The 25,938-nt window shown below is 51.9% G+C and carries 32 protein-coding genes and 1 tRNA gene; 25 read left to right on the top strand and 8 right to left on the bottom strand.

Features of this window, described 5'->3' with window-relative positions; translation table 11 throughout:
- Positions 1–38 precede the first annotated feature (38 nt).
- Positions 39–1,139 carry an LPS export ABC transporter permease LptG gene (gene lptG, locus H6868_01190; GenBank protein MCB9987928.1) on the bottom strand — a complete coding sequence of 367 codons (1,101 nt, stop codon included), beginning with the start codon at positions 1,137–1,139 and terminating at the stop codon, positions 39–41.
- Positions 1,136–2,272 carry an LPS export ABC transporter permease LptF gene (gene lptF / locus H6868_01185; GenBank protein ID MCB9987927.1) on the bottom strand — a complete coding sequence of 379 codons (1,137 nt, stop codon included), beginning with the start codon at positions 2,270–2,272 and terminating at the stop codon, positions 1,136–1,138. Before lptF ends, lptG begins: the two co-directional genes overlap by 4 nt.
- A gap of 94 nt (positions 2,273–2,366) precedes the next feature.
- On the opposite strand from lptF, the gene H6868_01180 reads away from it, so the two are divergent.
- Both H6868_01180 and H6868_01175 read left to right on the top strand, forming a co-directional pair.
- Positions 2,367–3,863, top strand: a complete 1,497-nt coding sequence (locus H6868_01180; GenBank protein ID MCB9987926.1) for a leucyl aminopeptidase — start codon at positions 2,367–2,369, stop codon at positions 3,861–3,863.
- Positions 3,864–4,313 carry a DNA polymerase III subunit chi gene (locus tag H6868_01175; protein MCB9987925.1) on the top strand — a complete coding sequence of 150 codons (450 nt, stop codon included), beginning with the start codon at positions 3,864–3,866 and terminating at the stop codon, positions 4,311–4,313.
- A 63-nt stretch (positions 4,314–4,376) separates the two neighbouring features.
- Here H6868_01175 and H6868_01170 read toward each other — a convergent pair whose 3' ends face one another.
- Positions 4,377–4,982, bottom strand: coding sequence for a cytochrome c family protein (locus H6868_01170; GenBank protein MCB9987924.1), 606 nt, complete (start codon positions 4,980–4,982; stop codon positions 4,377–4,379).
- Between the two features lie 138 nt (positions 4,983–5,120).
- Between H6868_01170 and H6868_01165 the strand changes: the two genes are divergently transcribed.
- Both H6868_01165 and H6868_01160 read left to right on the top strand, forming a co-directional pair.
- On the top strand, positions 5,121–5,969 hold the full coding sequence (locus tag H6868_01165; protein ID MCB9987923.1) for a prephenate dehydratase: 849 nt from the start codon (positions 5,121–5,123) through the stop codon (positions 5,967–5,969).
- Positions 5,970–5,994: 25 nt separating this feature from the next.
- Positions 5,995–6,180, top strand: coding sequence for a hypothetical protein (locus tag H6868_01160; protein ID MCB9987922.1), 186 nt, complete (start codon positions 5,995–5,997; stop codon positions 6,178–6,180).
- A 13-nt stretch (positions 6,181–6,193) separates the two neighbouring features.
- Here the strand turns inward: H6868_01160 and H6868_01155 are convergent, their stop codons facing one another.
- Complete coding sequence (locus H6868_01155) at positions 6,194–6,556, bottom strand: hypothetical protein (protein MCB9987921.1); 363 nt, start codon at positions 6,554–6,556, stop codon at positions 6,194–6,196.
- 312 nt (positions 6,557–6,868) lie between these two features.
- On the opposite strand from H6868_01155, the gene H6868_01150 reads away from it, so the two are divergent.
- The 6 genes from H6868_01150 (at position 6,869) to recR (ending at position 12,100) form a co-directional block, all read left to right on the top strand.
- Complete coding sequence (locus H6868_01150; GenBank protein ID MCB9987920.1) at positions 6,869–9,265, top strand: DNA translocase FtsK 4TM domain-containing protein; 2,397 nt, start codon at positions 6,869–6,871, stop codon at positions 9,263–9,265.
- 90 nt (positions 9,266–9,355) lie between these two features.
- Positions 9,356–9,751: a hypothetical protein gene (locus H6868_01145; GenBank protein ID MCB9987919.1), complete on the top strand. Its 396-nt coding sequence runs from the start codon at positions 9,356–9,358 to the stop codon at positions 9,749–9,751.
- 88 nt (positions 9,752–9,839) lie between these two features.
- Positions 9,840–10,124: a HigA family addiction module antidote protein gene (locus tag H6868_01140; protein ID MCB9987918.1), complete on the top strand. Its 285-nt coding sequence runs from the start codon at positions 9,840–9,842 to the stop codon at positions 10,122–10,124.
- Between the two features lie 37 nt (positions 10,125–10,161).
- Positions 10,162–10,782, top strand: coding sequence for an outer-membrane lipoprotein carrier protein LolA (locus H6868_01135; GenBank protein MCB9987917.1), 621 nt, complete (start codon positions 10,162–10,164; stop codon positions 10,780–10,782).
- 3 nt (positions 10,783–10,785) lie between these two features.
- Complete coding sequence (locus H6868_01130; protein ID MCB9987916.1) at positions 10,786–11,508, top strand: oxidoreductase; 723 nt, start codon at positions 10,786–10,788, stop codon at positions 11,506–11,508.
- Positions 11,501–12,100, top strand: coding sequence for a recombination protein RecR (recR, locus tag H6868_01125; protein MCB9987915.1), 600 nt, complete (start codon positions 11,501–11,503; stop codon positions 12,098–12,100). The genes H6868_01130 and recR overlap by 8 nt, the downstream gene beginning before the upstream one ends.
- Before the next feature lies 1 nt (position 12,101).
- Here the strand turns inward: recR and H6868_01120 are convergent, their stop codons facing one another.
- Both H6868_01120 and H6868_01115 read right to left on the bottom strand, forming a co-directional pair.
- Positions 12,102–12,437 (bottom strand): hypothetical protein, encoded by a 336-nt coding sequence (locus H6868_01120; protein MCB9987914.1) that lies wholly within the window; start codon positions 12,435–12,437, stop codon positions 12,102–12,104.
- Between the two features lie 148 nt (positions 12,438–12,585).
- Positions 12,586–13,407 (bottom strand): response regulator, encoded by an 822-nt coding sequence (locus tag H6868_01115; protein MCB9987913.1) that lies wholly within the window; start codon positions 13,405–13,407, stop codon positions 12,586–12,588.
- 197 nt (positions 13,408–13,604) lie between these two features.
- Here H6868_01115 and H6868_01110 point away from each other — a divergent pair.
- The 9 genes from H6868_01110 (at position 13,605) to H6868_01070 (ending at position 20,690) form a co-directional block, all read left to right on the top strand.
- A tRNA-Leu gene (locus tag H6868_01110) sits at positions 13,605–13,691 on the top strand.
- 63 nt (positions 13,692–13,754) lie between these two features.
- Entirely contained in the window at positions 13,755–14,369 is a 615-nt protein-coding gene (locus tag H6868_01105) for a ribonuclease D (protein MCB9987912.1), read from the top strand.
- A gap of 14 nt (positions 14,370–14,383) precedes the next feature.
- On the top strand, positions 14,384–15,367 hold the full coding sequence (locus H6868_01100) for a KpsF/GutQ family sugar-phosphate isomerase (GenBank protein ID MCB9987911.1): 984 nt from the start codon (positions 14,384–14,386) through the stop codon (positions 15,365–15,367).
- A 44-nt stretch (positions 15,368–15,411) separates the two neighbouring features.
- A complete protein-coding gene (lptC, locus tag H6868_01095; GenBank protein MCB9987910.1) occupies positions 15,412–16,065 on the top strand; it encodes an LPS export ABC transporter periplasmic protein LptC in 654 nt (217 codons plus the stop codon).
- Positions 16,062–16,871, top strand: a complete 810-nt coding sequence (locus tag H6868_01090) for an ostA-like family protein (GenBank protein MCB9987909.1) — start codon at positions 16,062–16,064, stop codon at positions 16,869–16,871. The genes lptC and H6868_01090 overlap by 4 nt, the downstream gene beginning before the upstream one ends.
- 44 nt (positions 16,872–16,915) lie before the next feature.
- Positions 16,916–17,668: an LPS export ABC transporter ATP-binding protein gene (gene lptB / locus H6868_01085; protein MCB9987908.1), complete on the top strand. Its 753-nt coding sequence runs from the start codon at positions 16,916–16,918 to the stop codon at positions 17,666–17,668.
- Positions 17,665–18,054 carry a hypothetical protein gene (locus H6868_01080; protein ID MCB9987907.1) on the top strand — a complete coding sequence of 130 codons (390 nt, stop codon included), beginning with the start codon at positions 17,665–17,667 and terminating at the stop codon, positions 18,052–18,054. Before lptB ends, H6868_01080 begins: the two co-directional genes overlap by 4 nt.
- A 2-nt stretch (positions 18,055–18,056) precedes the next feature.
- Positions 18,057–19,349 (top strand): phosphoribosylamine--glycine ligase, encoded by a 1,293-nt coding sequence (gene purD / locus H6868_01075; protein ID MCB9987906.1) that lies wholly within the window; start codon positions 18,057–18,059, stop codon positions 19,347–19,349.
- A gap of 96 nt (positions 19,350–19,445) precedes the next feature.
- Positions 19,446–20,690, top strand: a complete 1,245-nt coding sequence (locus H6868_01070) for an EAL domain-containing protein (GenBank protein ID MCB9987905.1) — start codon at positions 19,446–19,448, stop codon at positions 20,688–20,690.
- A 65-nt stretch (positions 20,691–20,755) separates the two neighbouring features.
- Here the strand turns inward: H6868_01070 and H6868_01065 are convergent, their stop codons facing one another.
- Complete coding sequence (locus tag H6868_01065; GenBank protein MCB9987904.1) at positions 20,756–21,244, bottom strand: nucleoside deaminase; 489 nt, start codon at positions 21,242–21,244, stop codon at positions 20,756–20,758.
- 74 nt (positions 21,245–21,318) lie between these two features.
- Here H6868_01065 and H6868_01060 point away from each other — a divergent pair, with 74 nt between their 5' ends.
- The gene (locus H6868_01060) at positions 21,319–22,065 is read left to right on the top strand and encodes an rRNA pseudouridine synthase (protein MCB9987903.1); all 747 of its coding nucleotides are present in this window, start codon (positions 21,319–21,321) and stop codon (positions 22,063–22,065) included.
- Positions 22,062–22,619, top strand: a complete 558-nt coding sequence (gene rsmD, locus H6868_01055) for a 16S rRNA (guanine(966)-N(2))-methyltransferase RsmD (GenBank protein ID MCB9987902.1) — start codon at positions 22,062–22,064, stop codon at positions 22,617–22,619. The genes H6868_01060 and rsmD overlap by 4 nt, the downstream gene beginning before the upstream one ends.
- Here the strand turns inward: rsmD and H6868_01050 are convergent.
- Positions 22,582–23,409, bottom strand: a complete 828-nt coding sequence (locus tag H6868_01050; protein ID MCB9987901.1) for an undecaprenyl-diphosphate phosphatase — start codon at positions 23,407–23,409, stop codon at positions 22,582–22,584. The two genes, rsmD and H6868_01050, sit on opposite strands and share 38 nt — an antisense overlap.
- 21 nt (positions 23,410–23,430) lie before the next feature.
- Here H6868_01050 and H6868_01045 point away from each other — a divergent pair, with 21 nt between their 5' ends.
- From H6868_01045 to H6868_01030, 4 genes are read left to right on the top strand one after another with little or no spacing between them, the layout of a single operon-like run.
- Positions 23,431–23,676 carry a hypothetical protein gene (locus tag H6868_01045; GenBank protein ID MCB9987900.1) on the top strand — a complete coding sequence of 82 codons (246 nt, stop codon included), beginning with the start codon at positions 23,431–23,433 and terminating at the stop codon, positions 23,674–23,676.
- A 17-nt stretch (positions 23,677–23,693) separates the two neighbouring features.
- Positions 23,694–24,248 carry a cytochrome b gene (locus H6868_01040; protein ID MCB9987899.1) on the top strand — a complete coding sequence of 185 codons (555 nt, stop codon included), beginning with the start codon at positions 23,694–23,696 and terminating at the stop codon, positions 24,246–24,248.
- A 49-nt stretch (positions 24,249–24,297) separates the two neighbouring features.
- Positions 24,298–24,966, top strand: a complete 669-nt coding sequence (locus H6868_01035) for a glutathione S-transferase family protein (GenBank protein ID MCB9987898.1) — start codon at positions 24,298–24,300, stop codon at positions 24,964–24,966.
- A gap of 47 nt (positions 24,967–25,013) precedes the next feature.
- A complete protein-coding gene (locus H6868_01030; GenBank protein MCB9987897.1) occupies positions 25,014–25,937 on the top strand; it encodes an SDR family oxidoreductase in 924 nt (307 codons plus the stop codon).
- The last annotated feature ends 1 nt before the right edge of the window (position 25,938 follow it).

Here is a 25,938-nt window from a genome sequence, read left to right as displayed (position 1 = left end):
TTATGCACACTGTTGCAAAGTGGCAACAGTTCAAGGTTTTAACCATCCTCGACGCTCATCAAAACGGTAATTCCCAGTAACATCGTAATAAAAGCCGGTGACCAAGCCGCCAGGAAGATTGGGATTTGGTGAGAGGCTCCCAGAGCTTGCAAGAAACTGGACAGGAAAAAGACGGCGAATCCGGCGATGACGCCGGTGATTACCATTAAGAATGTGCCTCCGGATCGTCCGGTGGGTTTTAAGGAAACGGCGGCGGCAATCAGTATCATAGCAGCGAATAGAAGAGGCTGGACCAAAAGCGTTTGGAAATGAATCCTTAAGCGTGTCGTGTCAAACCCTGTTTCTTCCATGGTGCCGATAAAAGACGGCAGGGACCAGAATGAAACGGTTTCCGGAGAGGCAAAGCTTTCTTCTATGTCCTCGATCGTTAAATCGGTCGGCAAGGTGAGGGTCTGATAGGTTTCTGACGGTCCTTTCGGTTTGTTGACGACACTGTCCTGAAATAACCACTCTCCATTATCAAGCCGGGCGGAGGGCGCGTCGATCCTTTGGAAAAAATCGTCTTTATTGTCGAAAAACAAAACCATGACATTTTGTAATTGCCATTCAGGCACCTTTATCTTTCTGGCATGCAGAATGATATGACCGTCTCCGGCGGCTTGCCGCAGCCATAAACCTTCTTTGAATAGAGTGACATAGCTTTTGCGATTGGCGAGATAGCTGTTTTCCATGGCTTCGAATTTTCCGAGGAGGAGCGCGCCTACGGGATTGATAACGGCGATATGGAGCATCCCGGCCAGCAAGGCTACACCGATAATAGGGGCGAGGAATTGCCAGACAGACATTCCCGCTGCGCGTACGATGACCAGCTCATGACGCCGGGATAGCTGCCAGAATGTAAAAATAGAACTGAATAAAATGGCAAAAGGCAGAATAATTTGTCCGACTTCCGGCAATTTTAAAAGAGACATATGTAAGACCAGAGCCAACGGAATATCGCCTTTGTTATTGGCCCTGCGGAGAAGTTCTACGGCGTCGAATAAATAAATCATACCCAGCAGGACACCGAGGATGCCCAGAAGATTGAAAATATATTTTCTGGCTAGATAGCGACTGAGCGTTGTCGAGAGCTTTATCATGTATGTATCCCCCGTTTACGATCATACAGCCATTTTTGCCGGAGCTTTTCCGCGCCGGGGCTTAGACTGAACAAGCCAAGAACGATCGGCGAGAAAACAAGTATATATATCAGAACCAATCCGGCATCCTGATGGCGGGCAAGGCTGAGGGCACTTAAATATAAGACCTGAACTAAAATCACACATAATACGGCGCCGCCAATTCTAAGCCCCTGTCCGCGGCGATCAACCGGGCCAACCAGTAAGAATGACAAGACGATCAAGGTATAAGCGGGTGCCAGAAGCGGACTGATGATGCGTCGGTGTATTTCAACAAAAAATTGCCGATGTCTTTTTACGTCATCAACGTCAGACATGTCAGGGTGAAAAAGTTCGAGAAAGGTCCGTTCATCCGGTTCTCTCCAGCGTTTTGCAATCGGGGTGGCGCCGCCATTCGGCAAATCAATAATATAGCGTTCAAAATCAAGGCGGGATAAAACGTGGGTGTTCTTGTCAAGGCTTTGGCGGGAGCCATCGTAAACCACGACTTGTTGTCCGTCCGGGGTGGAAACAATAACGCCGCGTTTGGCGATGATGGTGGCCGGCGTTTCTGTGTTGTCCCGGCTGTCATGGATCATCAGTCCCAATAGTTCCCCGGATCCTGTGCGTTGCCGGACATAGACCGTGAGTCCGTCCCCGATCGAATTGAAGACACCTTCCTGAAACAGCAGGGTCGAATATTGCTCTTTCACGATATGGCGCAGATTATTCATGGATGAAAGAGATTTCGGACCCAGCCACATGACGACGCCCCAAAGGATAACGGCAACCACGAGGGACAAGACCAAAGCCGGGCGTGCCAGAACCAGTGGCGGGGTTCCGGTGGCGCGCATGATAACGATTTCGTTGTCTACGGTCATGCGGTTATAGACAAAAACAGTGCCGATCATCAGGGCGATCGGCAAGATAATCTCGAGAAATCTCGGCAAGGCCAGCAAGGTTAAGATGGCGAAAGTTCCACTGGATGCGCCCGCATTGATAACCAGTTCCAGAAACCGCAGGGACTGAGTCAGGAATATGACAGCCGTCAGTGTCAGTGCAACGAAGGTTGTTGCAACTGTCAGTGTTTTGAATAAATAGCGATCAAAAACCATTTTTTCCTGTTTGTGCCGGTTGCTATGCCGTATCGGTCAAGCATATATTGTTTAAACCGTATACAGGAAAACAGAACAACTGGAAAATTAAACTATGACCCTTTCCGTAACCTTTCATAAATCTCCTCGTAGCCGTGTTGATACCGTAGTTGTCGGAGTCTACGCGGATAATCGTTTATCGCCGGGTGCTGCGAAGCTTGATGGTGAGCATGGTGGATTGCTCGCCGATTTTTTGGCCGGGCAGAAAAAATTTACCGGAAAATCCGGTCAAAGTGCCTTTTTAACAGCGGCGACGGCCGGAGTTGTTACCCGGATTGTTTTGTGGGGGCTGGGTGATGAGGAAAAACTCGATGGCATGGCCTGTGAAACGCTGGGTGGTAAGTTGTATCCGGTTTTGGCAGAGGCCGGGGCCGGTGATTCTGATTTTATAGCGCCGGGGTGGGACGCCGCACAGGCGGCCCGGTTTGGTTTGGGCCTTTTGTTGCGTTCGTATAAATTCGACAAATATAAAAAGGATACCGCAGAAGATAACGCACCGCAGGGTGTGGCCCTTATTGGTGAGGCATACAGCGCGGCGGCGCAGAATTATAAAATGCATGCCCAGATTGCTGAAGGGGTTTTCTTTGCCCGTGATCTGGTGACCGAGCCGGCCAACGTTCTTTATCCTGAATCTTATGCCGAGCGAATCAAGGATGAACTGAAACCACTGGGGGTGACGGTTGATATTTTTGATGAGAAAAAGCTGCAGAAACTCGGGTTTGAGGCGCATATGGCTGTCGGGCAAGGCTCCGATCATCCGCCGCGACTGGTTGTGATGCGCTGGAATGGTGGCGGCGCCAAAGGTAAAAAAGTGCCGGTGGCGCTAGTGGGCAAGGGGATTACCTTTGATACCGGCGGTGTGAACATGAAGCCAACCGGTGAAATGCTGACCATCATGAAAATGGATATGGGGGGGTCGGCCGCGGTGGTCGGGGCGATGAAAGCCTTGGCGCTGCGTAAAGCCAAGGCGGATGTTGTCGGGGTTGTGGCGCTGGCCGAAAACATGGTTTCCGGCAATGCGATCCGGCCCAGCGATATTATCGGCAGCTTGTCCGGAAAAACGATCGAGGTCGGTAATACGGATGCGGAGGGGCGTCTGGTTCTGGCCGATGCCCTGACCTACGTACAGAAGACGTACGATCCTGATGTCATTATTGATGTTGCGACCCTGACGGGCGCTGTTTTAATGGCGATGGGGAACGAGTACGGCGGCGCGTTCGTCAATGATGACGAGATGTGGGTGCGGCTTGATAAGGCCGGTTTGGAAACCGGTGATAAGCTCTGGCGCTTGCCGCTTCATGAAGTGTACCGCGAAGCGATGAAAGGCCAGATTGCCGATCTGAATAATTTGGGGTCCATGACACCTTATGGCGGGACTTGTACGGCGGCGGGTTTTCTGGAGCTGTTTATCGACGAGGGGCGTAAATGGGCACATCTGGATATTGCCGGGTCTGCATGGACCAAAGCCGATCGCCCAACGTGCCCGAAAACATTTACCGGCTTTGGCGTACGTGTTCTGGATCGCTTTATTGCCGATAGTTATGAGGCATAAGTGACGGAAATCCGCTTTTATCATTTAACGGTTAAGGCGCTGGATCAGGTTTTGCCCGAGATCCTGACGAAGGCTCTGTCGACCGGGCGGCGGGCCGTTGTTAAAACCGTCGATGAACGGCAGGCGGAGACTCTTAATGCTCATCTATGGACGTGGCGTCCGGATGCGTTTTTGCCGCACGGCAGTGCGAAAGACGGATTTGCCGCCGACCAGCCTGTCTGGATTACGACGATTGATGAAAACCCGAACAAATCCGATATCCTGATTTTGGCCGGCGGCGTTGTTAGTGATCAGGTTGGTGCTTTTGATCTGTGTTGTGAAATGCTGGACGGGAATGACGCGGCGGCAGTTAAAGCGGCCCGGGTACGCTGGAAGGACTATAAAGAGGCCGGTTATGGCCTGACGTACTGGCAGCAGACCGATACCGGTGGCTGGGAAAAGAAAGCCTGACTATAAAAAAACGGCGGAGATGATCCCGCCGTTTTTTGTTTTGTTATTTTCGGTTTGGAAATTTTATTCCAGCGGCAGCGGGCTGTCGGCTTGCTCACGCAACCAAGCGATCAAAGCCGCACGATCTTCGGCTTTTTTCATGCCGGCATAAGTCATTTTGGTGCCCGGAACCATGGCCTTTGGCTTGGTCAGGTAGGTATCCAGATCTTCATATGTCCATGTTCCTTCCTGGCTGGCCATTGCGTCTGAGTATTTAAACCCTTCGACGGATGCTTTTTTACGGCCAATAATACCCCACTGGTTCGGACCGACGCCGTTTTTGCCGCCTTTGTCAAAGGTGTGGCATGCGGCGCAGGCTTTGGACAGTTTTTTACCGCGTTCAACGTCGGCAGCGGCAATCATTTCTGTCAGAGACATTTCCGGAGCAGCTTCTGTGGCGGCTTCTTCAGCAGCAGGCGCTGCTTCTTCGACAGCAGCTTCCACAGCTTCCACAGCTTCTTCAGCTTCGGCAACGATGATCGTTGCTTCTTCCGTAGCGGCCGGCACATCAATCGGGTAGGCGTTGGTGGCCAGTTCCTCGGAGTGAACAGCTTTGTTGGCAACGAAGCCTGACAGGTAAATCACGGCAACGGCAACGACAAGTGCGGAGATCATTTTTACGAAGTTCATTTTGCTTTCCTCTCGTAATAGATGGTGGTTGAACTTTCCGACCGCACTATAACATTTTTTTCGTGCTTGTCGACAAGCAAGACTCGATCCTTTATACAGAAAAAACAAAGATGTGAAACAGTATAAGAACAAATGACGATGACACGGAAAAAGATAGCCTTTCAAGGACAGACAGGGTCATACCATGATATGGTATGCCGTGCGACGTATCCTGATATGGAACCCATGCCGTGCGCCACTTTTGATGCTGCTTTTCGTGCTGTGAAGGAGGGTGACGCGGATCTGGCGGCGATTGCCGTCGATAACACGCTGGCGGGCCGGGTGGCGGATGTTCACCATCTTTTGCCCGAAAGCGGCCTTTATATTATCGGGGAATATTTCCTGCCGATCCGTCATATGTTGCTGGGGGTCAAGGGGGCGCGGCTGGAAGATTTAAAGCACGTGCACAGCCATATCCATGCCCTGCCGCAATGCCGGAAAATTATTCACAAGCTGGGGCTGGAGCGGCATGTCAACGCCGATACGGCCGGGGCGGCCGAAATGGTCGCCACCAAAGGGGATAAGTCCCATTGTGCGATTGCCTCGGCTTTGGCAGCGGAGATCTACGGTCTGGAGATCCTGAAGGCAGACGTACAGGATGCTGCTCATAATACAACCCGCTTTTTGATCCTGTCGCGGGAGCATGTCGTTCCGGCTTATGATGAGGATTCCTGCGTTCTGACCAGTTTTGTTTTTCAGGTTCGGAATATTCCGGCGGCGCTTTACAAGGCGCTGGGCGGGTTTGCGACCAACGGGATCAACATGGCCAAGCTTGAATCTTACGTTGATGAACATTTTCAGGCGGCGCAGTTTTACTGCGACGTTGAAGGGCACCCGGACAGCCGGGCGTTAAAACTGGCATTAGAGGAGTTAGCTTTTTTTGCCAAGGAAGTGCGGATTTTGGGGACGTATGAAGCGCACCCGTTCCGCCAGTCACGTGCCTGCTGATGCGGGGTTAACGAAAGGAATTGTTATGACGACAACAACACATGCTCACCTTGCGGCGCGTTTGCTGCGTGATGCGGCGGCATTTTTCCGGACGATCGGAGAGCAAAACCCGCCTTTGGCCGAACAGATGATGGAAAACGCCCGGGTGTTCGATCAGGTGTCTCATCTGGTGGAAACCGATCCGAATGGTGTGGTTGAATCCGCCGAATGAAGACGAGGGCGGGTTAACCGCCCTTGGTTAAGAGATAGGTCAGGGCGAATGCGCCAGCACCGCACAGGATCGAGGCCAGAACCAGTAAAATCAGGCCAAAATCTTTTTGCGTTTTATGCGCGAATGTCTTGAGCGTGATGTCGATGTCGCGGTTTTTCTTTTTGTCGAAATATTTTTGTTTCACTTCGATTTTTTCATACTTGCCGCTGTTAGCAAGTTTTTCGGCGTGGCTCAAGGCTTTTGCGCGGTCTTTCATGGTGTCTGTTTTATGCCAGCGTGCTTCTTCGGCTTTATTGGAATCATCATTTATATCAAATACATAAATGTTATATTCAATTCCCTGTGTTGCGATGGCTGGTGATGGGGATCCGCTCATGAGGTCTCTCCGGTCTCTCGTGTTTTCCAAGAAGAATTTAGCTTCGGCAGGATGTGAGACGAAATGTCTCTTCTCTAGAAAACCTTAAAAAAGTTAACAAAAGATTAAAAAATATTAACAGGCCGGGGGTGGGGCGCAGGATTGCTTGTTTTTGTGGGTGGGTAAAGGTACAATATAGTCAGCATAACCATCGAATCTTTTGTCTCGCCTTTTCGGCGCAGGCGTTTCCCGTAACCAGTCAGACAGATCACAATTATCATGGGTCAATATTCCAAAGTTATTCGTAAAAAGAAAAAATCGCCGCTGTCCTTTATTCCGGAGCGCTGGCAGGCCTTTATGGCGCGGCGTTTGATTGATGTCGGCGGCGGTATCTTCGGTGTGTCGGGGCTGTTTATTTTATTGGCGATTGCCAGCTACCATCATGCCGATCCTTCATGGAATACGGCTGCGGTGGAAAACGCGGAGATTGCTAACTGGCTGGGGGCCGCCGGTGCGGGCGTGGCGGATCTTCTGGTTCAGACTCTGGGGCTGGGCGGCCTTGTGTTTGGCGCGGTTTTGAGTGTCTGGGGATTCCGGATTGTCCGGCGTCAACCTTTCTTTCATTTCTGGGCGCGGGCGGCGGCAATGATGGCCGGGGCGTTACTGGCATCAATGGCGTTTGCCCGGCTTTCTGCTGGTGACTGGATGCTCACACCTTATCTGGGCGGCAGTGGCGGCACGCTTTTACTTGACCGGGCGGCGGCGGTAGCGAGTCCGTTTTCTGCCGGGTTCGAGCATAGTGCTATGGCAGGGCTGGCGGCGGTTTTAGCTTTGGCTACTATTCTGTATGCCATGGCGGTGAGCCGGTCTGAGATCAAGTTTTTTGCCAGCCGTGTCTGGTATGGCGCTGGGTGTGTGGCGCTGGGTGTGTTTAATGCTGTGAATGCGTTTTATGGCTGGGTCCGGCATTACGGCGATCCCGACTATGTGGCACCGGCGCCGCGGCAGCCTAAAATTGCCAAGCCGGTGAAAGAGAAAAAAGAAAAGAAAATGGCGCCGTCGATCAGTGCCGAGGAAGCGGCCTTCTTTGACCCGCCCATGGCAGCACCTATGGCCGCTGCGCCGCAGGCCAGTATCCAGATTGCCGCGCCGAAGAAAGCCGCCCGCGCCGGATCGCAGACCAGCTTTACGCTGGGTGATGGTGGAACATGGGAATTGCCTTCGACAGATTTGTTGCAGGAATTGCCTGAAGAGCATCTGGATGATGTGCCGGATGAGGAGGCACTGCGGAGAAATGCCGAGCTTTTGCAAAGTGTTTTGCGGGATTTCAATGTCGAGGGCGAAATTGTCAGTATTCACCCCGGCCCGGTTGTTACGCTGTATGAGCTGGAGCCTGCCCCCGGCGTCAAAACCCAGCGTGTGATTTCATTGGCGGATGATATTGCCCGGTCGATGGCGGCGATATCCGTGCGCTGTGCCGTTATACCGGGGCGTAATGTGATCGGGATCGAACTGCCGAACAAGACCCGCCAGACGGTCTTTATGCGCGAGCTTCTGGAGACGCGTGAAGTCCAGAATGCCAAGGCGCATTTGCCTATTGTTTTGGGGAAAGATATCGGTGGTCATCCGATTATTGCCGATCTGGCGCGGATGCCGCACTTGCTGGTGGCCGGGACGACAGGCTCGGGTAAATCGGTGGCAGTGAATACCATGATTTTATCGCTTCTCTATCGCCTGCCTCCTGAAAAATGCCGATTTATTATGATCGACCCGAAAATGCTGGAGCTATCGGTTTATGACGACATCCCGCATTTGCTGGCGCCTGTGGTGACAGAGCCGGGCAAGGCGATTGTGTCGCTGAAATGGACGGTGCAGGAAATGGAAGAGCGTTACCGCGCCATGTCCAAACTCGGTGTACGAAACATTGAGGGCTATAACGAACGGCTTCGGCAGGCTTTGAAAAAGGGCGAGACCTTGATGCGCAAGGTCCAAACCGGGTTTGACCCGGATACCGGCAAGCCTGTGTTCGAAGACCAGCCCTTCGATATGAAGGAACTACCCTATATCGTGGTGGTGGTTGACGAATTTGCCGATCTGATGCTGGTTGCGGGCAAGGATGTCGAAAATGCCATCCAGCGTTTGGCGCAGATGGCGCGGGCGGCGGGTATTCACCTTATTATGGCAACGCAGCGCCCGTCCGTTGACGTGATTACCGGTGTGATTAAAGCCAATTTCCCGACCCGGATTTCTTTTCAGGTGACCTCGAAGATCGACTCGCGGACTATTCTGGGTGAAGGCGGCGCCGAGCAGCTTCTGGGGATGGGGGATATGCTGTATATGGCGGCCGGCGGCCGGATCAAGCGGGTGCATGGCCCGTTTACCTCGGATGAGGATGTCGAAAATGTCGTCAATTACCTGAAGGCGCAAGGCGAGCCGCAATATCTGGATGATATTACGGAGGGTGGCGATTTTGGCGACAGTGAGGTTATGGGCGCGTTGTTTGGCGACGGCGAAGGCGGTGATAATTCTGTTGATGAGCTGTACGATCAGGCTGTGGCTATTGTGGCGCGGGAGCGCAAAGCGTCAACGAGTTTTATCCAGCGTCATTTGCAGATTGGCTATAACCGTGCCGCCCGGATTATCGAGGAAATGGAACGGCAAGGCGTTGTAACCAAGGCATCCCCGACTGGTAAACGTGAAGTTCTGGTTGGCGATTATAGCGACGCTTGATAAAAAAATTCCTGATATTTTCTTGCTTTTTTGGATGCGTGTCCGTACATAGATTGACATATTCACCAATCTATTATGAGGGGAAACGCTATGAGCGCGGTTCTGGATGGAAGAGATTTTGGAATTAGGGCGCGACCTATGGCGGATCTGAGACGCGCCGTTAGAATCGTGACTCCCGAAGAACGGGCTGCTGATGAGTGCGCCGTTCGCCTTGATGACTGGTTGAGAGAGAAGAGCCTGCCTTTAATTGCGTATTTGCCCTATGAGGGCGATGTTTTCTTTGTTCGTGAAAGAACCGACCATCAGGTTCTATCGGCTTTGCTTCGTGATCAGGCAAGGGATTTAGTCGAGGAGGTCGGGTTGGATGACAAGATGGTGAGGACCGTCATTGAGAAGGCCGTCGAACATAATTATGATCGACACGGAGTTTCCGTGACCGAGCGTATGCAATGGAAAACACCCGCTCCGGTCAGGTATCCCCTTTAATTTTATTTCTTCGTATCGGCGGGTTATTTTCTTGTGTCGTGTGATGCATGACGCTATTCTGTAGCAGAACAAGAGAAGGGGGTTTGTTATGAATGCAAAAGCAGCGCCGCACCCCGGTGCGATGATTAAAAAAAACATTGTCGAGGCCAAAGGTCTGAATGTAACCAGTACAGCCAAAATACTGAATGTCGGGCGGCAAGCTATGTCGGCGCTTTTAAACGAGCGGGCCGATTTGTCGCTTGAGATGGCGCTGCGTATTGAAAAAGCCTTTGGCATTAGCGCCGATTTGTTAGCCAAGATGCAGCTGGCCTATGATATGGCGCAGCTTCGGCAAACGGAAAATAATCTGGGCGTGAAGAGCTACGAAGGCTAGGCTCTTTCCTTTTAACGATTCATCCTATATCAATCGAATGATGAGATATCTGCTTTTAGCCGCCTTGGTGGCATTTGTAATGGTCCCCTCCCTGTCCCGTGCTGAAACCGATGCGCGGAGTGCGCCTTCTGTGGTCAAGGCCGAGGAGTATTTGCGAAGTCTGGGGATGGCCAAGGCCCGGTTCTTACAGACGGCACAGGATGGCAGCCAGCTTATCGGTACGTTTTACCTGAGCCGGCCGGGGCGGCTGCGTTTTGAATATGATGCGCTCGACGATTTTATCGTGGCAGATGGTTATTTCCTTTATTTCTACGACAGTGATCTTGGTGAACAATCCAATGCACCGATTGGCCAGACACTGGCGGATTTCCTGTTACGCGATGATTTAAGCCTATCCGGTGACGTAACGGTTAAATCCGTGCGGCGTAGCGATGACCTGCTCCAGATTACCCTGATGCAGACCGAAGACCCGGATGCCGGTTCTCTGACGCTAGGGTTCAAGGAAAATCCCATGGAGCTTAAAAAATGGGAGGTAACCGATGCTACCGGCGCGGTGACCGAGGTCGAACTGTTTCAGCTCGAATCCGGCATTGATTTGCCGCACAATTTGTTTGTGTACAGCGATCCCAAGAAATCAGAACCCCGTTACAACGATTGATCCATGTTTAAGGCAACTGTCAGCGCTATTGAATCCATCAGTGATGACATTCGTATTTTGCGCCTGATTCCTGATGCGGGCTATGACTATAAAGCCGGGCAATACGCGGAATTGACTTTTGATGGGTTTGAGGCGCGGCCTTTTTCCATCGCCAATGCACCCGGCGCAGATTTTATCGAATTCCATATTCGCGGCGTGGGGCATGGTGCGCGCGCTTATGCGGCGCAGGGGTTGAAAGTCGGGGATGAGGTTATGGTGTCGGCGCCCATGGGGGCGTGTGTCTATATCGAGAATTGTGCGAAGCCGATCATGGCGATTGCAGGGGGGATCGGATTGGCGCCGATCAAAGCCATTTTGGAGGAAGCTGTGCGGCACAAACACGGCGCGCCCGTTTATCTGTATTTCGGCGGGCGGATAGAGAGCGATTTATACCTACATGACGCACTGGAAGCACTGGCTGCCGATTACGGTGATTTTACAATTGTAACGGCCTTGTCCGAACAGGATGACGGGCGTCATCGTTCTGGTTTAATTGCCGATGTCGTATTGGAAGACTTTAAGGATTTGTCGCCTTTCCGGGTTTATATCGGCGGACCGCCGGCAATGATCGAGGCATCGGTTCCGGGATTGCTGGGAGCGGGCCTTGATGTTTCCTGTATCCACAGCGATACGACGATCACGATGGCTCGGCCGGATAACGGCGACCCGGCGAGGGTGCATGGCTGAGTCATCGGATATTGAAACCCTGATAAAGGCTATGGCTCGTTTGCCGGGACTGGGGCCGCGGTCGGCGCGCCGGGCGGTCTTGCATCTTTTGACTAACAAGGATCAGAAAATGTTTCCCTTGATTCAGGCTTTGCAAAATGCTGCCGATCATATCGGGGAATGTGAAAGTTGCGGTAATCTCGATACCGTTACGCCGTGCCGTTTGTGTCAGGATGTCCGGCGGGACCAAAGTATTTTATGTGTTGTGGCCGGTGTAGCGGATTTGTGGGCTATCGAGCGGACCAAGTCGTTCCGGGGCCGTTACCATGTTCTGGGGGGGATTCTTTCGGCTCTCGATGGTGTGCGGCCCGAAGATTTACGGATTGACTCTCTTCTGGAGCGGACCAAATCTGACGGGGTTTGCGAGATTATTCTGGCTCTCAGCGCCACGGTCGACGGGCAGGCTACGGCCCATTATCTGGCGGATCGTTTGAGTGCGGTGGCGCCGGATCTAAAGATTACCCGGTTGGCGCATGGCGTGCCGGTGGGCGGAGAGCTGGATTATCTGGATGACGGTACCATTACTACCGCTCTGCGCGCCCGTAGCCAGTAAGCTACTCTTTTTCCGATATATACAGGATACAATTTGTGTCGGCGGCCAGTGCCGCAATGTGCGTGTACTGATTGACTTTGTCCCCGCCAATGGCGAGATCGTAATAAACTCCTTCCGGGAAATAATGGTCGTTGGTGGTGGCGGTGACGCTGCTGTCGCCGCATTTGATGTAGACCGGACCAGTGGCGTACAGGCCGACGATCCGGGTTTCGGAGTCAAAGGCGGCGGCATTGCGGGCTGACGCAGCGCTGACAGAGATGGCATGGGCACCGCCGTCTTTTAGACGTATAGCGGGAATGACGTGGTCGTTGGAGTCGGTGGGAAGTATGGTGGGCATTTAAATCTCCTTATTCAAAATGTTTGAAAAGCAAAAAACCCCGCCGTTTGGCAGGGTCTGGATACAGTGGTGCTGTTTGTAAAAATAATTATGTTCTATAAATGTTCTTTTGTCAAGAGGTGCTACGCCGGGCGGCTTTTTGTGCCTTTTAGCTTTTTGTATGGGTGATAATGTGTTCGATCTGCTGGTTACCGGAAGGGACTTCCAGCAACCGAACAAAAATTTCGACTTTCCCCTGCACATTATAGCAAACATCTTCCAGTTTGCTGAGAGCTTCAGCAAAGCGGTTGGCGGCTTCCATCGGCTCGGTTTCATATTGGGGCCGTTGAAGCATCAGGACATATTCACTTTTCCCCGTCTGGGCAATGATGTCGCTCTGGCGCCGCAAGCGCACCAGATATTGCGAGAGTTTCGCGGCTGAATACTGAGCAGCCTGCGGGCCGTCATGATTCAGAATATCTTCGTAGTTGTTCAGGCCGATAAAGACGAGATAAGAATGCTCGCCGTAGCGGTCGGCCCGGTCAAGAGATGACAGAAAAAGCTGGTTGAAGGCTGATTTTGCGATGACACCGCCCGCGCTGGGGAAGTCTTCGCTGTCATCACCGATCCGGCGGATCAGGGTCGTCAGGCGCTCCGCATTTTCAACGATGGCGTTTAACCGGCTGGCGTCCATAGGCTTGGCCAACATGTCATTGGCTCCCGAACGAATGGCCTCTTCTTTCTCCATATCGGTCGATGTTAAAACGATATAAGGGTAGTTTTTCACAACCCTGCGGATGCTCAAAACAATAGGCCGGGCATTGTTGAGAGGAGCCGGATCAAAAAAGACAACATCAAATTTTTCAGATTGCAGCCGTTCCAGCGCACTGTTTTTGACCGGTTCTTCGACAACGACGTGGCCGATGCCCTCCATTTTCGAGCGAATTAGCTGGGCCGATAAGGCTTCACGGTCAATAACAAGCATTCTCATCATGATGGACAATCCGTTTTTGCGTACATAAGTCAGGCGATGAAGGTCATTCCATCGCTCCTGTTATTCTATCCTATATATTTAATCTGCCAATAGAACAGTTAAAAAACCGACAAGATTTTTCGATTCAGGCATAGAATCCTGTTTGACATTTCCTGTTTGTTCCTTTAGATAAGACCCCCTGCAATGCCCCCTGTGCCCAGGTGGCGGAATTGGTAGACGCGCAGGTTTCAGGTACCTGTGATCGCAAGATCGTGGAAGTTCGAGTCTTCTCCTGGGCACCATTCTTACCGGATATATGATTAGCGGATCTTTACTATCCGGCATAACGCGGCTATAAAGTTTTCATGACAATTACGCTTCATCAGGGGGATATCCCCGCCGACATTGATTTTGGTTCCTCTATCGCTGTTGATACGGAGGCCATGGGTTTGCTGAATCACAGGGACAGGCTTTGTCTGGTCCAGCTTTCTGCGGGCGATGGTACGGCGCATCTGGTCCAGTTTCGCTCCGGGCAGGGATACGATGCCCCGAATCTGAAAAAGTTGCTTAGCGATCCCGAAGTGACCAAAATTTTCCAATATGCCCGTTTTGATATCGCGCTTATCAAAAAGTATCTCGATGTTGAATGCGCGCCTATTTATTGCACCAAGATCGCTTCTTATCTGGCCCGGACGTATACGGATCGTCACGGGTTGCGGGATTTGTGCCGGGAATTGCTGGATGTTGACCTGAAAAAACAACAACAATCTTCGGATTGGGGCGCGGATGAGTTGACGCAAGATCAGCTGCTCTACGCGGCCAATGACGTTTTATATTTGCATGATTTAAAAGCCAGACTCGATAAGATGCTGGTCCGTGAAGGCCGTATGGAGATGGCGCAGAAGTGCTTTGAATTTATTCCTGTGCGGGCTGATCTGGATCTGGCCGGGTGGCTGGATGTCGATATCTTCGCGCATTAATCAAGGCGTATTCCATGACCAGTGAAAACAAGGACGTTGCCAGTGCCATCCGCACACTAAAAGCCGAAGCGGCCGGTCTGGAAGCCTTGGCGGATTCTCTGAATGGTGATTTTACCCAGGCTGTTGAAACCATTGTCGCTATGAAAGATGCTCGTCGCGGACGGCTGATCGTTACCGGCATGGGGAAAAGCGGTCATGTTGGCCGCAAGATTGCGGCGACTCTGGCGTCAACCGGCACGCCGTCTTATTTCGTTCATCCGGGTGAAGCCAGCCATGGCGATCTGGGCATGGTGACCAGCGATGATGTGGTGCTGGCCCTGTCCAATTCCGGCGAGGCACCGGAGCTGTCCGATATTATTCATTATACCCGCCGGTTTTCGATCCCGCTGATTGCGATTACCAGCGGCGCCGATTCAACGCTGGGCAAGCATGCTGACATGGTTTTGTTGTTGCCACCTGTGGGGGAGGCGTGTCCGAACGGTCTGGCGCCGACGACTTCGACAACGATGACCATGGCGCTCGGCGATGCGCTGGCTGTGGCGTTGCTGGAACGGATGGGGTTGACGGCTGAGCAGTACAAAATTTTTCATCCTGGCGGCAAGCTGGGGCAGAAACTTCTGAAAGTTTCCGAGCTGATGCACGGCGGGGATGACATGCCGCGTGTCCGGGATAGCGCCAATATGGAGACAGCCTTGCTGGCTCTGACCGAGAAAAATCTGGGGGCGATTGTTGTTGTCGATGATGCCGGCGCTTTGCGCGGGATTATTACCGATGGGGATTTGAAGCGCCATATGGGGCCTGACTTGTTACAAAAACCGGTGACAGCGATTATGACTGCCGGGCCAAAGACAATCGGTATGGAGGCGCTGGCGGCTGAGGCGCTTGATATTATGCTGAATCACTTTAAATCGCCGATTACTTGCCTTGTCGTGATGGATGATGGCAAGCCCGCCGGGTTGATCCGGGTTCAGGACTGCTTGCAGGCCGGTGTGGCCTGACGATTTTCTTTGCCTGAAAACGTTGTGCCCCTATAATCTATTCAATGGAAAAAGAACAATCCAACCGTTTGCAACATTTAAACCGTCCGCGGAAGATCGAATCGACCGCGCGGTATACGCGTTTTGTACGCTGGATGCGGGTGGTTCTGCCGCTTATGGCTGTTGGCATTGTCGGGATTTTGATGGCCTGGCCGCGGGTGGAAGAAACGTTCGAGGCGATCCCGAAGGAAAACCTGATCCCGCAGGCGGTCATCGGCAAAAATGAATTGGTTAGTCCTCGTTTCGAAAGCGAAGATGAAAGCCAGCAGCCTTTTACCATTACGGCGACGCGGGCGCTGCAGAGCTCGGATGATCCCGATATGGTGCTGCTGGAACAGCCTATGGCCGACATTACTTTGAAAAGCGGAGACTGGATTGCCGTTGAATCGCAAAAAGGAACATACCGGCAGGAGAAAAAACAGTTGATGCTGACAGGAGCGGTTAAATTGTTTCACGATCAGGGATATGAGCTGCAAACGGAAAAATTGCTGGTTGACCTGCAGGCGCAAGAAGCGTGGTCCGACCAACCGGTTTCAGGCCACGGCCCGGCCGGAACGCTTCAGGCCAGCGGTATGCAGGCGGAAAACATATCGGAACGGCTGATTTTTACCGGCCCGGCCAAACTGGTTCTCAACCGGGCGATTAAGGGGATAGAATGAGATTTTTGATATTTAATTTTTTGATCGTATTTTTTCTGGCGGTATTCCCGGCTGCTGCCCAGAATGCCGGCGGTTTTAACCCTCAAAAGGACGAACCGCTGGAGATTACCGCGGATCAGACGTTGGAGTGGCACCGGGATACCCAGCAATTTATTGCCCGGGGGGCCGTGGTGGCAAAGCAGGGCGATGTGATTATTCATGCTGAAGTTCTCACGGCGGATTACCGGGAAACGGAAGATGAAAATTTCGATATTTATCGTCTGACCGCGGCGGGGAACGTTGAAATCGAATCCCGTGGCAACAAGGCCTATGGCGATAAAACGGTTTATAATGTCGATCAGGGTGTCGCGGTGATGACGGGTGAAAATTTGCGGTTGGTTTCGCCCGATCAGACTGTAACGGCGCGGGACAGTTTTGAATACTGGATCAATGAAGGCAGGTTGACGGCTCTGGGGGATGCCAAGGCTATTCGCGGCGAGGATACGATTACCGCGGCTCGTCTGGCGGCTTTTTTCACCAAGGGCGCTGATGGTAAGAACCAGCTTAACCGGCTGGAAGCTTATGATAATGTGGTTATTATCACGCCGACGGAAACGCTGAGCGGCCAGAAAGGGGTCTATAACGCGGCAACCAATGTGGCCGAATTGATCGGGACGGTGAAAATCCAGCGCGGCCCGAATGTTCTGGAAGGGGATAGGGCGGATGTTAATCTGGCCACTAATGTCAGCCGTATGCATGGCAGCCCCGAAACCGGGGGCCGTGTTCATGGGACATTCTATCCCGGAAGTGATAAAACCCAGCCATAAAGTAAATTGCATAAACCCGTAAAACCCGGCATGATGATTGTGCTATGCAAAAACGAAGACGTTTAAAATCAGTTCCCAAAGGCTTACAGGCGCGGCACCTGTCGAAAAGCTACAAAAAGCGCCCGGTTCTCCGCGATGTTAGTTTGTCGATCCAGCGGGGCGAGGCTGTGGCTCTCTTGGGGCCGAACGGAGCGGGAAAAACCACCAGTTTTTATATTATGACCGGTCTGATCGGGGCGGATGGCGGTTATATTATGCTGGACGGGCAGGATGTTACGGCGTTGCCGATGTACCGCCGGGCCCGAATGGGAATTGGCTATTTGCCTCAGGAATCCTCGATCTTCCGAGGGTTGAACGTGGAAGACAATATCAGGGCAGTTTTACAGGCTCAGGATTTGAAGCCCGAGGATCAGGAGCATTTTCTTGAGGATTTGCTGGCCGAGTTTTCCATCGCCCATTTACGGCGTACGCCCTCTGTGGCGCTGTCGGGCGGAGAACGCCGCCGGGTTGAAATTGCCCGGGCGCTGGCCGGTCGCCCGCAATTTATGTTGCTGGACGAGCCCTTGGCCGGAATCGACCCGATCGCGGTCAGTGAAATCCGCAATCTGGTAGGGCATCTGAAAGACCGGGGGTTGGGGGTTTTGATTACCGATCATAATGTGCGTGATTGTCTGGATATCGTTGACCGGGCTTATATCCTGCATGATGGTAAAGTCTTGATGGAGGGAACGCCGGACGAGATCGTTTCTCACGATGATGTACGGAAAGTGTATCTGGGCGAAGGATTTTCTTTATGACTCAGCCGGTTATCGCGCTGGCTTCCAGCACTAAATTTTATGATGAGACAAAAGAGTATGTCCGACAGCTTCAGGATGCCGGGTTTACCGTGCACCATCCGGCCTTTGAATTTGACGATGCCCATGACCAAACTATAACCCAGAAAGAGAAAGAAAGCCTGACTTTTCGCTTTCTGGATTTGTTGGACGAAACAAATATTTTATATGTTGTCGCCAAGGATGGTTATGTTGGCTATAGTGTAACAATTGAAATAGCCTATGCGTATGCAAAAGGTTTGTCGATTTATAGCAGTGAATCGATCCGGGAAATGGCCGTTAACGCTCTTGTTGCAAAGGCTCTTCCTTTCACGGATTTTCTTGATATGGTTCGTTCGGGGGACAGTTAAAAATGAATATTCTTGTTGTTGGTGGTGGGGGTCGCGAACACGCTTTGTCTTGGAAGCTGGCACAATCACGATTGTGTTCGGCGCTCTATGCTGCGCCCGGTAATGCGGGCATTTGTGAAAGTTCCGAATGCAATGGCATTGCGGCTGACAATATTGATGAAATTGTTGCCTTTGCCCAAGACAGGAAAATTGATCTGGTCGTTATCGGGCCGGAAGTGCCGTTGGTTGCCGGCCTGACCGATATCCTTAAAGAAAAAGGGTTTAAGGTTTTCGGCCCGAGCCGGGCGGCCGCCCAGCTTGAAGGCTCCAAAGCTTTCATGAAGGACATGTGCGCCAAGTACGGTATCCCGACGGCTGCCTATGGCCGGTTTACCGACCTGGATGCAGCCCGTACGTTTATCCGTACGCATGGGGCGCCGATCGTTGTCAAGACCGACGGGCTGGCGGCGGGTAAGGGCGTGATTATCTGTCAGAGCGTAGAGGAAGCGGAAAAGGCGGCGGAAGAGATGCTGTCCGGTGCAGCTTTCGGTGATGCGGGGACGGAAATTGTTATTGAGGAATTTCTGGAAGGTGAAGAAGTCAGCTTTTTCGCGCTGGCCGATGGGAAAACCGTTGTGCCGTTGCTTTCGGCGCAGGACCACAAACGTGTGGGGGACGGCGATATGGGCCTGAATACAGGCGGGATGGGGGCGTACGCCCCGGCCCATTTCATGACGCCGGAGCTGGAGAAGGAAATTTTTGACCGGACGATCAAACCTCTGATTGACGGGATGGCCAAAGAAGGTTGCCCGTTTACCGGCGTACTTTTTGCCGGATTGATGGTTAAAGATTGTGAGCCAACGTTGCTGGAATATAACGTACGGTTTGGCGATCCTGAATGTCAGCCGTTGATGATGCTGTTGAAATCCGATTTGCTGGAAATTTTACTGGCGGCGGCGGAAGGACGTTTGGATGAGGTCGCTGACCAGATTGAATGGCGTAATGCCACGGCTTTGTGCGTTGTGATGGCTGCAAAAGGTTATCCCGGCGACTATGAGAAAGGGTCTGTTATAGATCTGGATCATGCCGAAAGTGAAACGGAACACTGTAAAATTTTTCATGCTGGAACATGCCGGAACGGCGAAGGGCAACTGGTTGCCAACGGGGGCCGGGTTCTGGGCGTGACGGCGCTGGGGAATACTGCAAAATTGGCGCAGGAACGTGCGTACCATGCCGTTGATCTGATTGATTGGCCCGATGGCTTTTGCCGCCGCGATATCGGGTGGCGGGCTGTAAAAAGTGAAGGCGAGAGCTAGGAGCGTATCGTGTCAGAGGGGCAGGCTGTCGTTGCCAAAAAATGGTCTCAGGATGATTCACAAGACGCGATCCTGGCCCGGAATTGTGCCGGGATGATCCGCCGGTATGTTTTCCCCGCCGGGACGGTGTTGTTCAGAAAAGGAGAGCGCCGGGAATGTGCCTATCTTATCGACGAAGGCCAGGTCGATATTTTTGATGAGGACGAGGCCGCAAAAGATTCTTGTCTGTGTGTTTTGGGCGCGGGTGAGATTTTCGGTGAGATGGCCCTGATCGATGATGCCGCCCGGACCGCCGGGGCCGTGACGACGGCAGAATCCACGATTTTTGTTATTCCCCGTGATGCCCTGCGGGACCGCATTTCCGGACTTGATCCCATTCTTTCCTTGCTAGTTAGTTTGTTGATTGAGCGTTATAGCCTGACGCGTATTTACCTTCCTGAATCGATCAAGCAGGATCAGGGCGGTGATTTTGTTGAAAAGATCAGCCGCTATGAAAACCTGCCGGAAGTTCTCGTTCGTCTCCATAATACCGAGGAGCAGCGGGAAATAGCTTTGCGAGAGTTGAAGCTGGAGCAGGAATTACGGGCGGGACTGGATAACCGTGAATTTATTCCTTATTTGCAGCCTATATTAACGCTTCCGGATCGGCGGCTGGCGGGGTTTGAGGCTTTGATTCGCTGGCAGCATCCTGAAAAGGGGATGATTTTTCCTGACCAGTTTATTCCCGTGGCGGAGCGTACCGGAGTGGTCCAGCATCTTGATCGGATGATGCTGGAAAAAGCGTGCGAATATCTGCCGGCGTTGATGGAAAAGGCTGGTCCAGCCGGGAAAGATTTATTCATCAGCGTTAACCTGTCGGGGATTAACTTTGGTAATACCGATATTGTGAGAATGGTCGAAAAGACGCTGGAGAACAGCAATATTAACCCGCAGCAGATAAAGTTGGAAATTACCGAAAGTGCGTTGATCGGCGATGCGGATCTGGCCGAAGAGGTTCTGCAGGGGCTTAAAAAGCTCGGTGTGGGGATTGCTCTGGATGATTTTGGGACCGGTTATTCGTCGTTGGGATATCTCCACCGTTTTTCGATTGATACGCTTAAGATCGACCGGTCTTTTGTCATGCAGCTACACGATGATAATAAGAGCATCGATATTGTCCGGGCTATTGTGGGGTTGGCCCGGAATTTCAAGCTGCAGGTCGTTGCCGAGGGGATCGAAAAAGAGCGCGATGTTGTGGCTTTGAATTCTCTGGGGTGTGATTTTGCGCAAGGTTATCTGTTTGAGCGGCCTTTGCCTCTGGATGCCGCTTACCGGTTTATCGAAGAAAATCTCTTGTCTTGATAGCTCTTTACTATTTGAAATAAAATAAGTAATGTAATGCGTATTACGGGGTACGTATCTCGTAATTATATTTCAGCCTGTGAATTTTTACTGCGTTTTTGTGCAAAAAAATCCTTGAGGATCTTGCCGCATTCTTCGGCCAAGACTTCCTTGGTTACATCCGGGCGGTGATGACAGGTGGACAGATCATAAAATTTTCCGCCATGCTCGATTCCACCGCCCTTTGGATCCGGCGCTCCGTAAATAACGCGGCGGATACGGGCGAAACTGATGGCAGCAGCACACATAGCGCAGGGCTCGAGGGTGACGTACAGGTCGTATTCAGGAATACGCTGGGCGCCGGTGTTTTCACAGGCTTCACGGATTACAAGAATTTCCGCGTGTGCGGTGGGATCTGACTGTTCCCGCGTGCGGTTGCCGTTGCGGGCGACGATCGTTCCTGTACCGGGGTCTACCAGAAGGGCACCGATCGGCACTTCGTCGCGCAGCGCTGCTTTTTGCGCCTCTTCCAGCGCTAACGTCATGAATTTTTTATCTTGTTCTTTAATTGTCATGTATGCTTCTTAACGCCAAGATACGGCGATCGCCAAGATAAAAAATAATATTCCTGACGTTAAGAGGAGTTACGATGTCAGAAAAAAAAGAAAGAATAGCCAAGGTTATGGCGCGGGCAGGGCTGTGTTCCCGCCGCGATGCCGAGCGCTGGATTGATATGGGCCGTGTGAGCGTAAATGGCCGGGTTTTGGATACCCCGGCCTGTACCGTTGGGCCAGAGGACGAAATTCTGGTTGATGGCAAGGTTTTGCCACAGGCTGAAGGCACCCAGCTTTTTATGTATCACAAACCCGGTGGTCTGGTGACGACGGCGCGTGATGAAAAGGGCCGCCCGACGATTTTTGACGAATTGCCCGAAGGGTTGCCGCGGCTGGTGACGGTGGGGCGGCTGGATATGAATACGGAAGGGCTGCTGCTTTTAACCAATGACGGGGAGCTGGCGCGTTATCTGGAGCTGCCGGCGACGGGCTGGAAGCGCCGCTACCGCGTGCGGGCGCATGGGACGATTACACAGGAACGGCTGGATACGTTGAAAAAAGGAATTACGGTTGATGGCATGCGCTATGGCGAAATCGAAGCCAAGCTGGATAAGCAGCAAGGGAGTAACTGTTGGCTGACCGTATCAATCAAGGAAGGCAAGAATCGGGAAGTGCGCCGGGTGATGGAGGCGATCGGTTTGAAAGTGAACCGTCTTATCCGTCTGGCATATGGTCCGTTTCAACTCGGAAACTTACCCCTTGGCGCTGTTGAGCAAGTGAAAGGTAAGATTATGAAAGAGCAGATTTCCGGCTATTTTAAACAGCAGGATAAGAAATCATGAGAATTACGGCGGGGCTATATCGAGGGCGGCGGTTATCCGTGCCCAAGGGCCTGGACGTACGCCCGACGACAGATATGGTCCGGCAAGCGGTTTTCAATATGTTGCTTAAATATGATTTACCTGTGGATGCGGTTGTTCTCGACGGCTTTTGCGGAAGCGGGTCTTTGGGGCTTGAGTCCCTGTCCCGCGGGGCCGCGGCCTGTATTTTTATTGATAAGGATATCCAGCCTGCCCGTGATAATGCGCGGGCCATCGGTATCGAGACGGTGTGTACTTTTCTGAAAAGGGATGTACGAAAAGCAGGCGTACGGCCTGAAAGCATGCCCGCCGCGACACTTGCTTTTCTCGATCCCCCTTATCGTCGGGATCTGGTTCTTCCGGCGCTGGCTGCCTTGGCCACAGGTGGTTGGCTGACTGCGGGGGGCATGGTTGTTGTTGAGGCTGAAAAGCAGTTTACTCTTTGTCCACCGGCCGGGTTTTCATTCCTGGATGCTCGTCCCTATGGCGACAGCCAGATTATAATGCTCCGCTATAAATCAGCCCCAGAAGAATAACGCCCAGCACAATCCGGTAGATGGCAAAGGGGGTAAAACTGATTTTCTCCAGCCATTTTAGCATCAGGGCGATGGCGGCGTAGGCCGACAGGAACGACAAAATAATGGCAATCAGTACGTCAAAGCCGAGCTGCGTATTTTCCGAATCCAGCAGGCTCAGGCCTGTCAGAGCACCGGCGCCGCTGATAGCTACCATGGCCAGCAACAACGAGTAATGGGCGGATTCCTTGCGGGAAAAGCCGAGCATCCGTCCGGCTGTCATCGTGATACCTGATCGGCTGGTTCCGGGGACAAGCGCCAAAATCTGGGCTAGCCCGATTAAAATCGCGTCTTTGATGGTCATGTTTTGTATTGTGCGCTGAACGGGGAATTTTGTATCGGCCACCCATAGAACGATCCCGAAAATCAACGTGCACCAAGCGGTGACTTTCAGAGAATTCACAAAAGCCGGGGCCAGTTCATGAATAAAGAAGCCTGCGGCGATTACTGGCAGAGAGCCAACGATAATCAGATAGATAAGCTGCGTGCCTTCTTGGTCGCTTTTTTTATTGAAAACAGAGAGCGCCGCGCAGGCCATATGCCAGACGTCCTTCCTGTAATAGAGCAAGACCGCCAGAAGGGTGCCGATATGCACGGCAATATCCATGGTCAGGTTTTGTTCCCACTGTGCCAGACTGCCGGTTTCGCCCATCAAAGCATGAGACAGCGCCAGATGGCCGCTGGAGCTGATGGGTAAAAATTCTGTGATTCCCTGAACCAGTGCGAGGATGACAATATGAAATAAAGGCATTATGATCTCTGGGTAATATTGTTGGATGTGCCCGGCACCATATCTGAAAAAAATACGATGGTCTATCTTGTTGCTATATTGGGGTTTGTTTGTGGCTTTTTTGCCGGACAACTGATTTTGATGAACGCCTTGCGTGAGTATTCGAAGGAAGAGATTCTGGAGATGATGAAAGATCCTGTCTCCCGGCTAAAATATGGTATGCTCAACTGGCTTTTAGCCGTGCTTGGGACGATCAGTTTTGTTATGATATATAACCATTATTTTTAAGTACGAGGAAATATACGATGTGTTTCAAAAATACAGCAGAGCGTTTTGGGTTGGTGGCTCAGGGATTCCACTGGGTTATCGCATTTCTGATCGTTGGGATGCTGGCTTTGGGGCTGTATATGGAAGAGATGGAGCGCAGCCCGGAAAAATTCGAGTTGTATGGTATTCATAAATCGTTTGGGATTTTGGTTCTGGCGCTGGTTGTCCTCCGGATTTTATGGCGGTTTATGAACGCAACGCCCGCGCCGTTGCCCAATCACCAGAGATGGGAAGTTGTTCTGGCCAAGAGTGTGCAGGGGATTTTGTACCTGATGATGATGGTTATGCCGTTGTCGGGCTGGATGATGTCGTCGGCGGGTGGTCATGACGTGGCTTTCTTTGGTTTGTTTACGATGCCGCCCCTGGTCGAGAAGAGCAAAGAGATAGGCGAGATTGCTTCCGAGATCCATGAAGTGGCGGCCTGGATTATGATAGGAGCGATTGTCTTGCACGTCGCGGGCGCTTTAAAGCACAAGCTGATTGATAAAGACGGAACAGTTGCCCGCATGCTTCCCTGGGGGCATGCAAAATAAAGCGCATCGGGGGCTGTTTTTTACGAAAATATGAGGTAAGCTCATTCCCATGAGGACATTATTTCACCTGTGGCTTCACCCTTTTTCCAGCAAGGTTCGGCTTGCGTTGGCGGAGAAGGGGCTTGATTTTGAATTGAAGATAGAAAAGGTCTGGGAGCGCCGTACCGAATTTTTGGCGCTGAACCCGGCAGGTGACGTTCCGGTTCTGATTGAGGAAGATGGCACGACTCTGGCCAATTCGCAGGTGATTTGCGAGTATCTGGAAGAAGTTTATCCGGATGTTAATTTGCTGGGGCAGGATCCTGTTCAGCGCGCTGAAACCCGGCGGCTGGTCAGTTGGTTTGATGTGAAATTCAATCAGGAAGTGACGGAAAACCTCGTGGGTGAAAAACTCATGAAGCGGATGTTGAAGCTTGGGGAACCGCATGGCCCGTCAATTCGGGCGGGGCACGCCAATATCCACTATCATCTCGATTATATAGGGTTTTTGACTGAAAAAAGACGATGGCTGGCCGGAGACGATTATTCGCTGGCGGATATTACGGCGGCGGCGCATTTGTCAGCGATCGATTATATTGGTGATGTGCCGTGGGACGAGCATCAGGCTGCCCGTGAATGGTATGGAAAAATAAAATCCCGTACGAGCTTCCAACCTTTACTGGAAGATAGAATCCCGGGATTTACGCCGTCCAATCATTTTGAAGACGTCGATTTTTGATGATAAACAAGAAGGCTGGATAAAGCCTCCAGAGGGTTAGTACATAAATGGAAAAAGAAACTGCCGACCATAAGCTCTTTTGCTTCGGGTACGGGTATACATCCGACTATCTTGGTTTTGCCCTGGAACATCTGGGAAACTGGGAAGTGGTCGGTACGACCCGCGATCCGGACAAGCGGGCGTTGCTCAAGCAGCAAGGCATTAAAACATATCTTTATGATTATCAGCATCCTTTGGAAGATCCCCAGTATTTTCTAAAAGACACGACTCATGTCCTGATTTCCACGCCGCCGGGCGATGAGGGCGATCCGGCCTTTTTATCTCATGCCGAAGATATCCTTAAAATCCCAAGCATTCGCTGGATTGGTTATTTGTCGTCCATATCCGTTTATGGTGACCGGCAAGGTGAATGGGTGGATGAAACTTCTGAAATCCGTCCTTCGTCGAAACGTGGTTCCCGCCGGGCGCTGGCTGAACGCCAATGGTTATCTTTGTTCCAGCAAGAAGGGCTGCCGGTTCATATATTCCGGCTGGCTGGTATTTACGGCCCCGGGCGTAGTGCTCTGGATACTGTGCGGGCCGGTGTGGCGCGACGGATTGATAAGCCGGGCCATGCCTTTAACCGGATTCATATCGAGGATATCGTTCAGGTTCTGGTTGCTTCCATGACCCATCCGAATCCGGGCCGGATTTATAATGTTTGCGATGATTATCCCGGTCCCAGTCATGAAGTTATCGCGTATGCCTGCAATCTTCTGGGGCTGGATGTGCCGCCGTTGATTCCGTTCGACCAGGCTGATTTGTCACCGATGGCCCGCAGTTTCTATGCCGATAATAAAAGGATAGCTAATGCGCGCATTCGTGAGGAGCTCGGTATTGAGTTGAAATATCCGGACTATGGGGCAGGTCTGGAAGGTTGTCTGGCCATGGAGCACAAGATTATAGAGGCCCATAAAGCTCAAAACGGCTAGG

It is taken from the genome of Rhodospirillales bacterium, assembly GCA_020638175.1.
Classification (GTDB): Bacteria; Pseudomonadota; Alphaproteobacteria; order Micavibrionales; family Micavibrionaceae; genus JACKJA01.
The sequence above is the reverse complement of the archived record's forward strand: the minus strand, read 5'-3'. Positions and strand labels throughout refer to the sequence as shown.